Annotated in this window: 10 protein-coding genes and 1 pseudogene; 8 read left to right on the forward strand and 3 right to left on the reverse strand. The window is 46.3% G+C overall.

Going from position 1 to position 14,271, the window contains the following annotated elements; all coding sequences use genetic code 11:
• Nucleotides 1–76: 76 nt before the first annotated feature.
• Nucleotides 77–541 (reverse strand): thioesterase family protein, encoded by a 465-nt coding sequence (locus L876_RS0106460; protein ID WP_028763053.1) that lies wholly within the window; start codon nt 539–541, stop codon nt 77–79.
• A 197-nt stretch (nt 542–738) separates the two neighbouring features.
• On the opposite strand from L876_RS0106460, the pseudogene recQ reads away from it, so the two are divergent.
• Nucleotides 739–2,574: pseudogene (recQ, locus tag L876_RS21255) on the forward strand (DNA helicase RecQ).
• A gap of 126 nt (nt 2,575–2,700) precedes the next feature.
• Here recQ and L876_RS0106475 read toward each other — a convergent pair.
• Complete coding sequence (locus L876_RS0106475) at nt 2,701–4,323, reverse strand: tetratricopeptide repeat protein (RefSeq protein ID WP_028763054.1); 1,623 nt, start codon at nt 4,321–4,323, stop codon at nt 2,701–2,703.
• 518 nt (nt 4,324–4,841) lie between these two features.
• Between L876_RS0106475 and leuA the strand changes: the two genes are divergently transcribed.
• The 7 genes from leuA (at nt 4,842) to glpK (ending at nt 13,906) form a co-directional block, all read left to right on the forward strand.
• Complete coding sequence (gene leuA, locus L876_RS0106480; protein ID WP_028763055.1) at nt 4,842–6,413, forward strand: 2-isopropylmalate synthase; 1,572 nt, start codon at nt 4,842–4,844, stop codon at nt 6,411–6,413.
• Between the two features lie 61 nt (nt 6,414–6,474).
• Nucleotides 6,475–7,569, forward strand: a complete 1,095-nt coding sequence (gene leuB / locus L876_RS0106485; protein WP_028763056.1) for a 3-isopropylmalate dehydrogenase — start codon at nt 6,475–6,477, stop codon at nt 7,567–7,569.
• On the forward strand, nt 7,569–8,969 hold the full coding sequence (gene leuC / locus L876_RS0106490) for a 3-isopropylmalate dehydratase large subunit (protein WP_028763057.1): 1,401 nt from the start codon (nt 7,569–7,571) through the stop codon (nt 8,967–8,969). The genes leuB and leuC overlap by 1 nt, the downstream gene beginning before the upstream one ends.
• Nucleotides 8,970–8,978: 9 nt before the next feature.
• Nucleotides 8,979–9,584: a 3-isopropylmalate dehydratase small subunit gene (gene leuD / locus L876_RS0106495; RefSeq protein ID WP_028763058.1), complete on the forward strand. Its 606-nt coding sequence runs from the start codon at nt 8,979–8,981 to the stop codon at nt 9,582–9,584.
• A 508-nt stretch (nt 9,585–10,092) separates the two neighbouring features.
• Nucleotides 10,093–11,406 (forward strand): outer membrane protein transport protein, encoded by a 1,314-nt coding sequence (locus L876_RS0106500; protein WP_028763059.1) that lies wholly within the window; start codon nt 10,093–10,095, stop codon nt 11,404–11,406.
• A 500-nt stretch (nt 11,407–11,906) separates the two neighbouring features.
• Nucleotides 11,907–12,404 carry a nuclear transport factor 2 family protein gene (locus tag L876_RS0106505; protein ID WP_028763060.1) on the forward strand — a complete coding sequence of 166 codons (498 nt, stop codon included), beginning with the start codon at nt 11,907–11,909 and terminating at the stop codon, nt 12,402–12,404.
• Between the two features lie 17 nt (nt 12,405–12,421).
• Nucleotides 12,422–13,906 (forward strand): glycerol kinase GlpK, encoded by a 1,485-nt coding sequence (glpK, locus tag L876_RS0106510; protein WP_028763061.1) that lies wholly within the window; start codon nt 12,422–12,424, stop codon nt 13,904–13,906.
• 13 nt (nt 13,907–13,919) lie between these two features.
• Here glpK and L876_RS0106515 read toward each other — a convergent pair whose 3' ends face one another.
• The gene (locus L876_RS0106515; RefSeq protein ID WP_028763062.1) at nt 13,920–14,210 is read right to left on the reverse strand and encodes a hypothetical protein; all 291 of its coding nucleotides are present in this window, start codon (nt 14,208–14,210) and stop codon (nt 13,920–13,922) included.
• Between the last annotated feature and the right edge of the window lie 61 nt (nt 14,211–14,271).

Raw genomic sequence — 14,271 nt, forward strand, 5'->3', positions numbered from 1 at the left:
TCTAGTCATTGAGAAGGAGTGGCATTGTAGGGTGCAACAGTTCTAGACTCAAGCGCTGTTATGAATAACTCATGGGCTAACCGACCATGTAGGTTCCGGTACCAAAGGCGATGTGTGAGCCCTGTTCATTATGTAACTCCATACGGCAAACCGATACACGGTTGCCAGCACGGATCACTGTGCCTGTGCCGGTAAATACTTGGCCGCGACCAGGCCGAAGGTAGTCAACGCGTAAATCTATGGTGCCAAGGGTTTGTAGCCGAGTCTGCAGATCTTCTAGGCTCCAATCATCCCGACTGGCCACTAATCCTGAAAACGCAGTTAGCCCGCCAACAACATCTAGCACCGTGGCCGTTACGCCACCGTGCAATATTTGCTGGTGGATATTACCGATCAGTTGCGGCTTCATGCTCACTACAACCTCGACACCGTCAGTGTCGTAACGTTTGATGTCCATGCCAAGTAAGTTGTGGAACGGCACTTTGCTATCGAATATTTCGGCAACGCTGGCTAAAATTTGTGCTTGGATTGCGGTGGTCATTAAGGCTGATCTCCATCATCACTTCATTCCTTTAGAGTAATTAATCTATCCCTTAATAATCATAGGGGCAAGTCTTAGATGGATTTTTAGCCGATTTGATGGCGGAAGAAATTAAATCAACTTTAAGTACTCACAGTCGAGACAAGCAGGCGCAGCTTGCCTTAGAATAGGCGGCCGATTAACAACTATGATGACAGATGGACGCCGCTGCTAATTTAGTCGACACCACCGACACCGATCCGCTCTCACACTGCCTGCAGGCGGTATTTGGTTACCGTACCTTTAGACAAGGTCAGCGGGAAGTGATTGAGCAGGCCTGTCAGGCACAAGACAGTTTAGTGATAATGCCAACAGGTGGCGGTAAGAGCCTTTGTTATCAACTGCCAGCACTACTGCTACCGGGTTTGACGTTAGTTGTGTCACCTTTGATCTCCTTGATGAAAGATCAAGTCGATAGTCTTAGTCAAATGGGCGTTGCGGCAGCTTATCTAAATTCATCTTTATCGAGAGAAGCCTCGTTACAGATTTTTCAGCAACTACATCGCGGTGAGTTAAAGCTACTGTATGTATCGCCTGAGCGCTTGTTAATGCCGAGTTTCATCGAACGGATGCAAGGTTTGAATATCTCGCTATTTGCTGTCGATGAGGCCCATTGTATTTCGCAGTGGGGGCATGATTTTAGGCCTGAATACGCACTGCTTGGTAAACTTAAGCAGTTGTTCCCGTCAGTGCCTGTTATGGCATTAACCGCTACCGCCGACCACGCTACCCGTCACGATATCTGTCAGCGCTTGGGGATCACTCCGCATGTGTTGTTGACCAGTTTTGACAGGCCGAATATTCGTTATACCGTGGCCGAAAAGCTCAATGCGGCTAATCAATTGCGCCAATTTATCCAAGCTCAAAATGGCAACAGTGGCATTATTTACTGTAGCAGTCGCCGCCGTGTTGATGAAGTGGCTGAACGCTTAAGGTTGCAAGGGTATAAATCTGATGGCTACCACGCGGGTAAGACACAAGAGGAGCGCGCTGACATTCAAGAGCGCTTTCTAAAAGACCAGCTTGAAATTGTCGTCGCCACCGTTGCATTTGGTATGGGAATAAACAAGTCGAATGTTCGTTTTGTGGTGCATTATGACATACCTAAAAGCGTTGAAGCTTATTATCAGGAGACCGGACGTGCCGGGCGTGACGGTTTAGATGCAGAAGCACTGCTGTTGTTTGACCCTGCAGACATTGGCCGAGTACGCCACCTGATTGAACAACAAGAGCCTGGTCCACAACAGCAGGTTGAGTTTCATAAACTCAATACAATGGCTGCATTTGCTGAAGCGCAAACGTGCCGTCGACAAGTGTTACTGCACTACTTTGACGAGAGTGCATCAGAGCCTTGTGGTAACTGCGATATCTGCTTAGACCCACCAAAACGCTATGACGGTGTGCAAGATGCATAGAAAGTGCTCTCCTGTATTTTTCGCTTGCAGCAAAAGTTTGGTATCAACCATCTCATTGAGGTTCTAAGGGGCTCTAAATCCGCTAGCGTTGTCGATCGTGGGCATGACAAGTTGTCAACCTGGGGAATAGGTAAAGATAAAAGTCATGAGTTCTGGTTGAGTATTATTCGGCAGATCATTCATCTTGGTTACGCCAGCCAAGATATTACCCGCGGATCATCGGTTAAGCTCAATTCACAAGCTCGCGCGGTACTCAAAGGCGAGGTGCCTTTGCAGTTAGCGGAGCCGCGAATTGCATTGACCACGAATGTGAAGCGACGCGGAGCCAGTAGCCGTGCACCATTAAATTATGATCGCAAATTGTTTGCCCGTTTAAAATTGTTGAGACGAAGTTTAGCTGAAGAGCTGGACGTACCGCCATACCTGGTCTTTAACGATGCCACATTAGCTGAGATGGCCGCTATGTTGCCAACGAGTCCTGGCGAGATGTTAGCGGTCAATGGCGTTGGAGAAACTAAACTGAATCGTTTCGGTAACGAGTTTTTAGATGAGATCAGCGACTATCTGACGCAGGGGTAACAGGGTTACAGTTAATGTGCTAAGTGTTCATTGTGCTTACTTAGTTGATCAATACTTGCCCGTTTAATCAGCGTATTCAAGGTATCATGGTGACGCATCACCGCAATGCCAATGGCCACTCTGCCATTACTTTGCAAGGGTTCTATTGCTGCTTCTAATTGTTGCGATATCTGCATTGCGCCTTCTAGATGAGTAAAGGGCAACATGATCAGCATCTTTATTAAATAGCATATCTTGTTGGCGCAACTTGTCACAAATTCTCGCTGATAATAGCTTCATATCCGCACGATAAAAGTGACTTGGATTGATCAATAAAATCGTGATCGGAAATCCTATCTGCTTAGCACTTGCCAAAAGAGCCTCCATTTTTTCGAGCGGGGCCATCGGCTCAAAACCTTGCATCTCTTGCTTGGGAGGTTTTTGACCCCTAAGTCTCGAGAAGATGAGTAACAGTGTTAGCAGTAGGAACAGTAAAATGATCCCGAACAATCCATAGTTGTTGCCCAGATGAGTATCGAGTTTTAAGGTGTTTGTTTTTTTGCTCTGGGCTAACTGTTGGTAGCGAGCCAGTCGCGCTTTGATTTGAAGGAGACGGGTATCTTTGAGGTACTCGTAGCTATGTTTAGCTGTGTCGAATCTGAGGCGCTGGTATTGGTTGGCTTGCTGGTAATTGCCCACACTGGCAAAATAATCGCTTAATACCTGATAGCAAATAACGAGCTGATAAAATTGATTGGTTCGTTCAGCTATACCGATAGCCTTTTTCATTAAATCTAGGCCAGCGGCTTCGTTGCCGTTTGCTAGCTCTATCTCTGCCAGCAGTTTATGGGCATGTAGACTATCGCTGATTTTTTTCTGCTGTTCAAAAGTATTAATAGCTATATTAAGTAGCTGGATTGCACTTTTATCATTACCACGCAGAAACTCTATTTCCGCAAGTTGGTTGTAACTTTCTGCGAGTTCTGTGGCGGTTGCCAGTTCTGGTATTAAAATTTTCGCTTCTAATATCATGTCGTCGCGAAATTTTACTTCTTGGTTTTTATGAGCAATTTTGGCGAGATTGAGTAGCAGGTTGATTCTGACTTTCCCCGTTGATTGCTCATTGTCCAATGTGGCTCTGGCGGTATTGAAGGCCTGATTAAAGAGTCCTTTTTGGCTGAGGAGTTCGGCCATAGCCAATTGAATGTAAGGGAATGGTGGCACGATCCAGTGGGGTTGTTGGTTGAGTGTTTCTGGATAAATATCCTGTGCGAGCCGCAGATCTTCGAGGGCACTGCTTTCACTTTCGATCTGGATATCGACTCGACCACGCAAGAGTAATCCGTTGACTAATGATTGAGGTTGCTTTAGTTCTCGAGAGTGATAAATCGATGCATCCAGCAGAGTCAGCGCTTGGCGCAAATCACCGTAGTCTATATAGGCACCAGCCATGCAATTAAGAAAATAGGGGCGCGCCGACTCTATTTGCATCGCCTTTGCCTTGGCGTCACTCATTCGACCTAAATTAATTGCCGCTTCATTTTCACCTAGCTGCACAAAGGTCTCACATTTTAACAATGCCAGACGTAGCCGTAATATTGGGGTTAATTTATCTTGGTCGAGCGCACTCTCTAATGCTTCAATTTTGCTTAGTGCTTCGTTGGGATATTGATAAACCGTATCGGCTAAATCATTTAGATCGCTCTCTATACTTGCCCATGCTGGAAACAGCCAAAGGCTGAAGCATAATGCTAGTAGGCGAAAATCCATTTATAAAACTCCAACGAGAGACGATTAATATGAGTAGATTGAGCCGCATTATACTGATTTTTTATAAGCAATTGCATAAAAAATAACTTTTACGTCACAATCTAGCAGATTGATGATTTTGCGCGCAGCCATATTGAATTTGTTACATTAATGGCGCATATCATCAGCTGTGATTGTCAAATTGTGCACTCATTCTGCAATTTTGCTGGTCTAATCTGTATAGCATGAAAAAAATGGGGTTGACTATTAGCGCTACACACGTTAAAAATTAACCGCTCTTATAAAAAATAATGAATAAATAACTAATATTGTTGAATACAAAATAGATGACTACTAACCGTGCACTACTCAGCCTCCTTATTCTCTTTCTCGCAGACTCTGCGCGGAGAATGTAGTGTTGCACGCTTAATAACACACCCAGCATTCATAAACCCCGCGCCCAACACCGCGGGGTTTTTTTGTTTATGGATTTGATTAAAACGAAAAGATAGAACATAGACGTTCCATGGAGAAACTAGATGTCTAACCGAGTGATAATATTTGATACGACCTTACGTGACGGTGAGCAAGCATTAGCGGCAAGTTTAACGGTTAAGGAAAAATTGCAGATCGCATTATCACTGGAACGACTTGGTGTTGATGTGATGGAGGTTGGTTTCCCTGTCTCGTCTCCGGGGGATTTCGACTCGGTTCAGACGATTGCACGTACTGTTAAAAATAGCCGTGTTTGTGCATTGGCCAGAGCGCTTGAGAAAGATATCGATGCGGCAGCGCAATCTTTATCAGTGGCTGATCAGTTTCGTATTCACACCTTCATCTCTACTTCAACCATTCATGTTGAAAGTAAACTAAAGCGATCTTTCGACCAAGTGTTAGAGATGGCGGTTGGTGCGGTGAAATATGCGCGCCGTTTTACTGACGATGTGGAGTTCTCTTGTGAAGATGCGGGCCGAACTCCCATTGACAACTTATGCCGCATGGTCGAAGCCGCAATCAAAGCTGGTGCTAAAACCATTAATATACCCGATACCGTGGGTTATACCGTACCGAGTGAGTTTGGCTCAATTATTCAAACTTTATTTAATCGTGTTCCTAATATCGATCAAGCGATTATCTCTGTGCATTGCCATGATGATTTAGGTTTATCGGTGGCAAACTCTATCACCGCCGTACAGCATGGGGCGCGCCAGATTGAGTGCACTGTCAATGGTATTGGTGAACGAGCGGGTAACTGCTCGCTGGAAGAGATCGCCATGATCTTGTCAACGCGTAAAGCAGCCTTAGGCTTAGAGACGGGCATTAACGCCAAAGAGATTCACCGCACCTCTAATTTAGTCAGCCAGCTTTGTAATATGCCTGTGCAAGCTAACAAGGCTATTGTGGGGGCTAATGCCTTTACCCACTCTTCGGGTATTCACCAAGATGGCATGTTGAAGGCGCAAAATACCTACGAGATCATGACGCCAGAAAGCATTGGTTTAAATCGCAGCAATTTGAATATGACCTCTCGTTCCGGTCGTCATGTAATTAAGCATCGCATGCAGGAGATGGGGTACGCCGAACAAGATTATGATATGGACGTGTTGTACGAGGCGTTTCTGAAATTAGCCGACAAGAAAGGCCAAGTGTTCGATTACGATCTTGAGGCCTTGGTCTATATGGAAGCACAAGCTGATGAAGACACTAATTACACCTTGCAGCAGCTAGTGGTGCACTCTGACTCTACTCAAGGTAAAGCAACCGCAACGGTTACCCTTGATGTGGCGGGTCAGTCCGTTACTGAAGCGGCGACAGGTAATGGCCCAGTTGACGCGGCTTACAATGCGATTACCAGAGCGAGTAACTGCCAAGTCAATATCACCAGCTATAAATTGGGTGCCAAAGGTCAGGGACAGGATGCGTTAGGCCAGGTGGATATAACCGCCAGCTATCAAGAGCAAAACTTCCATGGTGTAGGCTTAGCGACCGATGTCGTTGAAGCATCTGTCCAGGCGCTTATTCATGTGATGAATTTGACTTGGAGAGCCGACAAAGTGGCAGAAAACAAAAATAAAATACAACAAAAGCGTGCGGAATTAGGTGGCGTTTAAGTCCACAGACAATTATTAATAGCATTATTGAGCATTAGCAAAGCAGGGAGTTAGGTGTCGTATGAGTTATCAAATAGCAGTATTAGCCGGTGATGGAATTGGCCCCGAAGTGATGGCGGAGGCACGTAAGGTGCTGAGTGCTGTTGAGGCGCGTTTTTCATTAGATATTGAATATAGCGAATACGATGTGGGTGGCGCGGCGATCGACAATCACGGTTGTCCATTACCTGAGGCAACACTTAAAGGGTGTGAGGCAGCCGATGCGATTTTATTTGGCTCTGTTGGTGGACCTAAGTGGGAACACCTACCGCCAAATGATCAACCTGAACGTGGAGCGCTCTTGCCGCTTCGTGGTCACTTTGAGTTATTTTGTAATATTCGTCCAGCTAAATTGCACAGCGGTTTAGAGCATATGTCACCGCTACGAAGCGATATATCTTCGCAAGGGTTTGATGTGCTATGTGTGCGCGAACTGACGGGGGGGATCTATTTTGGCAAACCTAAGGGGCGTCAAGGAGAAGGTGAAGAGGAAGAAGCGTTCGACACCATGCGCTACAGCCGAAAAGAGATCCGTCGTATTGCTAAAATCGCTTTCGAAGCGGCTCAAGGTCGTCGTAAAAAGGTCACCTCGGTTGATAAAGCCAATGTCCTGGCATGCTCAGTGTTATGGCGTGAAGTGGTTGAAGAGGTTGCTAAAGATTTTCCTGATGTCGAACTTGAGCATATCTATATAGATAACGCCACCATGCAGTTACTGCGTCGCCCATTTGATTTCGATGTCATGCTTTGCTCCAACCTGTTTGGCGATATTATTTCGGATGAAATTGCGATGTTAACAGGCTCTATGGGACTGCTCTCATCTGTCAGCCTAAATAGCAATGGCTTTGGTTTGTATGAACCTGCTGGTGGCAGTGCGCCAGATATTGCGGGGCAAGGTATCGCAAATCCAGTGGCACAGATCCTATCTGCTGCACTGCTGTTACGTCATAGCTTGAAGCTCGAGGCTGCGGCCACAGCGATTGAAACTGCCGTGGCACAAGCGCTTGGTGATGGCTACTTAACCGGTGAGCTATTACCTGCGAGTGAACGTGCGAATGCAAAATCGACCAGCGAAATGGGTGACTATATCGCTCAAGCAGTAAGAGAGGCAAAGTAATGGCTAAAACATTGTATGAAAAGGTTTGGGACAGCCATATTGTTGCCGCACCTCAAGGCGAAGCGCCGCTAATCTATGTCGATAGACACTTAGTGCATGAAGTGACATCACCTCAAGCCTTTAGCGGTTTGAAGGTGGCTGGACGCAGGCTGCGCGCCCCAGAAAAAACCTTTGCAACCATGGATCATAACACCTCGACTAAGAGCGCAAGTTTAGATGCCCTTAGCCCAATGGCGCGTATTCAAGTGGAAACCTTGGCGCAAAATTGCGAAGAGTTTGGTATTCGTCTCTATGATATCCACCATAAAAATCAGGGTATTGTTCATGTTATGGGGCCAGAACTTGGCATCACCTTACCTGGTACGGTTATAGTGTGTGGCGACTCACATACCGCGACTCACGGTGCGTTTGGTGCATTGGCTTTTGGTATCGGTACCTCTGAGGTTGAACATGTTATGGCGACGCAAACCTTGCGTCAGCTCAAAGCAAAAACCATGAAGATTGAAGTCCGTGGTCATGTTGCCGATGGCATCACTGCCAAAGATATCGTGCTGGCCATTATTGGGAAAATTGGCATGGATGGCGGCACAGGTTATGTCGCTGAGTTCTGTGGAGAGGCGATTGAAGCACTCTCAATGGAAGGACGCATGACAGTATGTAATATGGCGATTGAGATGGGAGCAAAGGCGGGTATGATCGCGCCTGATGCGACGACAATTGAATACCTGAAAGGTCGCGAGTTTGCGCCTAAAGGCAGCGATTGGGACAGTGCCCTAGCGGCATGGAGTGAGCTAAAGAGTGATGATGAGGCTACATTTGATGCCTATATCGTGCTGGAGGCTGCCGATATTGCGCCGCAATTGACTTGGGGCACTAACCCTGGTCAAGTGGTGGCCATCGATCAGCCGGTGCCGAGCCCGCTTGATGCTGAAAACTCAACGGTGCGCACCAGTATAGAGAAAGCATTGGAGTATGTAGCGCTGGAAGCGGGTACTCAGATGACTGATGTGAGCATTAATAAGGTGTTTATTGGTTCATGTACCAACTCACGTATTGAAGATCTGCGTTCTGCTGCCAATCAAGCCAAAGGACGCAAGGTTGCACCTGGAGTGACGGCTATTGTTGTGCCTGGTTCAGGATTAGTAAAAGAGCAGGCAGAAGCGGAAGGCTTGGATAAAATCTTTATCGAGGCGGGTTTTGAGTGGCGTTTACCTGGCTGCTCAATGTGTTTAGCCATGAATGACGACAGGCTTGAAGCTGGGGATCGCTGTGCATCAACCAGTAATCGTAATTTTGAGGGGCGTCAGGGACGTGGCAGTCGCACGCACTTAGTGAGTCCAGCTATGGCCGCAGCGGCCGCTGTAGCCGGTCATTTTGTCGATATACGCAAAGCCTACTAGGAGAGCATTATGCAAGCATTTACTACCCATACTGGCGTTGCTGTGATTATCGATAGCGCCAATATCGATACTGACCAGATCATCCCTAAACAGTTTTTGTCTAAAGTGACTCGTGATGGCTTTGGTGTACACCTTTTTCATGATTGGCGTTACTTGGATGATGCGGGCGATGAGCCAAACCCAGAGTTTAGCCTGAACTTACCGCGATATGCTGGTGCTTCTATCTTACTAGCACAAGAGAACTTTGGCTGTGGTTCCAGTCGTGAACATGCACCTTGGGCGCTAGCTGATTTTGGTTTGAAGGTGATTATTGCCCCCAGTTTTGCTGATATTTTTTATGGCAACTCAATCAATAATGGCCTGCTACCAGTGAGATTAAAAGAGACTGAAGTGCAGCAACTGATGGATGAAGTTAGCGCCACCGAAGGGGCTGAAATTACAGTGGATCTGCAAGCGCTAACCGTGACCTCGCCTTCTGGTGCTCACTTTAGTTTTCAGATTGCCGAATCGGCCAGACATAATCTACTTAATGGATTAGATGCGATTGGTATCAGCCTAACTTACAACGACACGATTGCCGCCTATGAGTCTAATCTGCCCGCTTGGAGAGCGTAACACACGACCTATATGAATTAGCGTACAGATGTACTTAGGTATGTAAAAAATGTAGCCAGTAGCACTTAATTGCGCTACTGGCTTTGTTTTTTTGGTCATTGCCGCAGTGATAAACCTGTGTTTTTACGGTGATTTAGCTGATATTTACTGATTGTTAAAGCCAAATTGGTGGTTAGCCAGTGATTTGTGCTGGTGTTTTAGGTGTTAACGTAGCTAACAGGTGTATATCAATCTGAAAATCATTAGTGGTTGTTTTTAAAGTTTATTTGGTTGTCACCACGCTTTGTTATAAATCTATAAAGCGAATCAAGATCACACTTTTAGATGAAGGCACCTGTTTAAAAGGCTTTGTATTGCCATTTCTTCACTGGTTGATTGTACTTTGACCAGCATAAAACACTGAAATAATTTATTTGCTTGTAAAGATACTCTGTATAAGTAGACTGCGGCTCAATAAAGAACTGGAGTTAAAACTCTAAGTCTAGTTGATAACAAAAAGAGAGCCACAATGAACAAGCGTATTTTATCTCTAGCCGTTATTGCGGCTATCGCAGCACCGCTATCCCAAGTTAACGCTGCCGGATTCCAGTTAGCCGAATATTCTGCCACAGGTTTAGGCCGTGCTTATGCGGGTGAAGCCGCAATGGCTGATAATGCTGCAGTACAAAATCGTAACCCTGCGATGTTAACTTACCTGCAGGGTACTCAGATGACGGCGGGTGCTATCTTAGTGATGCCTAATATCGATATCGACGGCGAAGTCACTTACGTTGATGGCGTTAATGCGACGTCAGCTAAAGATATTGCAGATGATGCAGTGGTGCCTAATTTTTACATGTCTCATCAATTAGATGAACAATGGTTCTTAGGTTTAGGTATTGGCAGTAACTTTGGTATGGCGACTGAGTTGGATGATAATTTCCGTGGCACTCAGTTTGGTAATGAAGCCTCTGTAACCACTGTAGAGATTAACCCGAATGTAGCTTACCGTATAAATGAGCAATTTAGTCTTGGTGCTGGTATTCGTTTTGTACTTGGTGAAGGCAGTATTGGCGCTAAGAGCTCTGCAGATACCATGCTACCGCCGTCAATGGGTGGTATTACGATCCCTAAAGGCACAACCCTTAAATATATGGAAGGCGACAATACCGCTTGGGGTTGGCAGTTAGGTGGTGCCTGGCAGATTGATGCGAATAATCGTATCGGTATTAACTATCGCTCGGCAGTGGATTTCAACCTTGAAGGTGAAGCGAATGGCTTAGCCTTTAACCCTAGGGATCCCAACCTGAAAATGGCGGGTTCTATGGAGTTATCTCTACCTGCAACGGCTGAGCTAGCCTCTTTCCATCAGATCACTGAAAAGTTAGCGATTCATGCCAGCGTAAATTGGACTGATTGGAGCTCATTCGAAAAACTAGAAGCGGTTATTCCAGCGCTGCCAAACCCAGATCAACTTGTTAAGCAAGAAAACTGGAAAGACAGCTATCGTTTCGCTGTTGGTACGACTTATGATTTAACGGCAAAATCGACGTTGCGCGGTGGTATTGCCTACGACAAGTCAGCGGTATCTGATGCCAACCGTACGTTGACCATCCCTGAGATGGACCGCCTATGGCTGAGTGTGGGTTACGGCTATCAATACAGCAAGCAGTTAGATTTGGATTTTGGTTTTACCTATATCCTAGCTGATGAGTCACCTGTTGTTGAGCCTCGTCCAGGCATTGGTTCTGATCTCTCGTCTGCGCCATTTGGTGGCACATTTACGGGAACAACTAGCGGTAACATTATGCTAGTTGGTGTGCAGGCTAACTACCGTTTCTAATCGGTGAACGTTGGAGAAAGGGTGCCCTAGTGGCGCCCTTTTTTTTGCCTATGACTCCTCCCCTGTGGATGAGCTTGCAGAGCGTGATTAAAGCATATGCTTAATAGAGTACGTTATTAATGTTATCGGTATTTGCAAATTTCGCGCGATAGGCGTGCCTCGGGCTGTCATTTTCAAGGCGGTAAGATTATTTGTTGGATATATGAACTTCATCGGATTATATTCATCTAATTATCAATCTATTGTTAGAGTCTGCTGAGCATTAACGTGCGGTTGTTGTGGGTTTATGCTGAATTCCAAAAACACTGTCGTTAATCTTTGTTTTGAGCAATGCTCGTGTGCCCGTCGGTGGCAGTATTGAATTCGAACCCAAACTAAGTTCGACGGAGCAACAGACGCGAGTGAATTAACTTTAATTTTTACGCGGAAATGGTATCGATGCATTGCATCTCGTTGTGTGCCATCTTCCCAATTAAACACGCTAAAATAAGAGGTGCAAAATGAAACCCTTACTACTTGCCGCAGGATTGTCAGTGTTTCCGCTAGCTGCCGTGGCTAATACGCCCCAGACCACCGATGTGGTTGAGGCATTTATTGGGGCATACAATCAACATAGTGTCGAACAGATGCTGCAACATGTGGTTGATGATGTACGCTGGATGCATATCACTGGCACCAAAATAGAAGTTGAAACAGCTGGTAAGGCACAGTTTGGCGCGGCAATGGCGGATTATTTTGAAACCTTAGGCGAGGCTAACGCCACCATTCTATCTATGATTCACTCTTCTCATTTTGTCAGCACAGTGGAGCGAGTCACCTGGCTAAATGAAGGGGAACTATTGAGCCAATGTAGCATTGGTAATTTCAGAATTGAAGGCGGTAAAATTGCCGAGTTTTGGTATCTGCCCGCGCATGCCTGTGATGATGTCGAACTCACACCACCCGTCGATGATATTGCACCACCTGAGGTGGGCAAGTTAATTGAAACTCGTCAATAAACGGTTGGAGTTATAGCGTGAAGAAAAAGTATGTCATCGCTCTCGATCAAGGCACTACCAGTTCACGGGCGATAGTGTTTGATCATGATGCAAATATCGTTTCGGTTTCTCAGCGTGAATTCTCACAAATCTACCCTAAAGCGGGTTGGGTTGAACATGATCCTATGGAGATTTGGGCTTCTCAAAGTTCTACGCTAATTGAGGCACTTGCTCGGGCGGGGATCCATAGTGACGAAGTGGCTGCCATTGGCATTACCAATCAAAGAGAGACCACAGTCGTGTGGGACAAAGTCACAGGTAAACCTATTTACAATGCCATTGTTTGGCAGTGCCGTCGTAGTCGTGATCTGTGTGAAGAACTAAGGGCACGCGGGTTAGAGGAATATGTTAAAGACAATGCAGGTTTGGTGCTCGATCCTTATTTCTCTGGCACTAAAGTGCGTTGGATTCTCGACAATGTTGAAGGCGCGCGTGCGCGCGCAGAAGCGGGAGAGCTCCTCTTTGGCACTATAGATACTTGGTTAGTATGGAAACTCACAGAAGGTAAGGTACATGTGACGGACCCCACCAATGCATCGCGGACCATGCTATTTAATATTCATCAACAAGCGTGGGATGATGTGTTGCTTAAAGAGTTAGATATCCCTCGTTGTATGTTGCCAGAAGTTAAGCCCTCATGTGCTATTTATGGTCATACGCGTATTGCCGGCGAAGGTGGTGAGATAGCCGTGGCTGGTATGGCAGGCGATCAACAATCGGCCTTATTTGGTCAGTTGTGTATTGATGAAGGGATGGCAAAGAACACCTACGGTACAGGTTGTTTCTTGTTGATGAATACTGGGCTTCAAGCGGTTAAGTCTAATCATGGCTTGTTAACCACGATTGCTATTGGTGCTAAAGGTGAGGTCAACTATGCCCTTGAAGGCTCTGTTTTTATGGGCGGCGCCACGATTCAATGGTTACGTGATGAACTGGGCTTAATTCGAGATGCACAAGATACAGAGTATTTTGCCCTTAAAGTTGCTGATAGCAATGGGGTTTATCTTGTTCCCGCCTTTGTTGGTTTAGGTGCCCCCTATTGGGATGCCAATGCGCGTGGGGCATTAGTGGGCCTCTCTCGAGGAGCTAATCGTAACCACATCATTCGTGCAGCCTTAGAAGCAATAGCGTATCAAAGCCGAGATCTATTGGACGCGATGACCAAAGACAGTGGAGTGCAATTGAAGCAAATTAAAGTCGATGGTGGCGCGGTGGCCAATGATTTCCTGATGCAGTTTCAAGCTGATATCACCAATGTAGAGGTGCAGCGTCCAAGCGTCACAGAGACGACAGCTATGGGGGCCGCGTTTTTAGCGGGACTTGCAGTGGGTTTTTGGCACTCAACGGCTGAATTGAAACATAAAGCGGGTATCGACCGTTGCTTTGAGCCAGCCATTAGCCATGAGCAAAGAGAGTCACTCTATTTAGGCTGGCAAAACGCGGTGGCACAAGTCACCGGGTAAGCGTTGGCTGACATTAGACGTCAATATCGATATGAGGCAATGGAGATTCCAGAGCCTCTTTCTCGGCCTTTAGCATTGCGTCATCGCGTGCTGATTGGCCACGTCGATCGCCGCGCGATGATTCCCGCCTTTCAAAGATATTGTGACGTCTTTCGAGGTTTGGGGGCAGTTGAGACTGAGGTGCCTCATGGCTATCAGCGTGCACCCCTTCTATGTGTTCAGTTTGTTCCACCATGCGCTTACGCTGTGTGACCTGTCTTACCGGTCTCGCTAGCATGGCGTATAGACTATCTAAGCCAACCATTTTATCTCCCTGTTTTACCCAACCTTTGCAGCTCCTATTCTATATATCGGCTACCTCTGGC

It is taken from the genome of Shewanella colwelliana ATCC 39565, assembly GCF_000518705.1.
GTDB classification, from domain to species: domain Bacteria; phylum Pseudomonadota; class Gammaproteobacteria; order Enterobacterales; family Shewanellaceae; genus Shewanella; species Shewanella colwelliana.

What these genes read in the sequence shown, in the direction of transcription:
- L876_RS0106460 (WP_028763053.1), bottom strand. Translation starts at nt 541, where the DNA reads ATGACCACCGCAATCCAAGCACAAATTTTAGCCAGCGTTGCCGAAATA.
- L876_RS0106475 (WP_028763054.1), bottom strand. Translation starts at nt 4,323, where the DNA reads ATGGATTTTCGCCTACTAGCATTATGCTTCAGCCTTTGGCTGTTTCCA.
- leuA (WP_028763055.1), top strand. Translation starts at nt 4,842, where the DNA reads ATGTCTAACCGAGTGATAATATTTGATACGACCTTACGTGACGGTGAG.
- leuB (WP_028763056.1), top strand. Translation starts at nt 6,475, where the DNA reads ATGAGTTATCAAATAGCAGTATTAGCCGGTGATGGAATTGGCCCCGAA.
- leuC (WP_028763057.1), top strand. Translation starts at nt 7,569, where the DNA reads ATGGCTAAAACATTGTATGAAAAGGTTTGGGACAGCCATATTGTTGCC.
- leuD (WP_028763058.1), top strand. Translation starts at nt 8,979, where the DNA reads ATGCAAGCATTTACTACCCATACTGGCGTTGCTGTGATTATCGATAGC.
- L876_RS0106500 (WP_028763059.1), top strand. Translation starts at nt 10,093, where the DNA reads ATGAACAAGCGTATTTTATCTCTAGCCGTTATTGCGGCTATCGCAGCA.
- L876_RS0106505 (WP_028763060.1), top strand. Translation starts at nt 11,907, where the DNA reads ATGAAACCCTTACTACTTGCCGCAGGATTGTCAGTGTTTCCGCTAGCT.
- L876_RS0106515 (WP_028763062.1), bottom strand. Translation starts at nt 14,210, where the DNA reads ATGGTTGGCTTAGATAGTCTATACGCCATGCTAGCGAGACCGGTAAGA.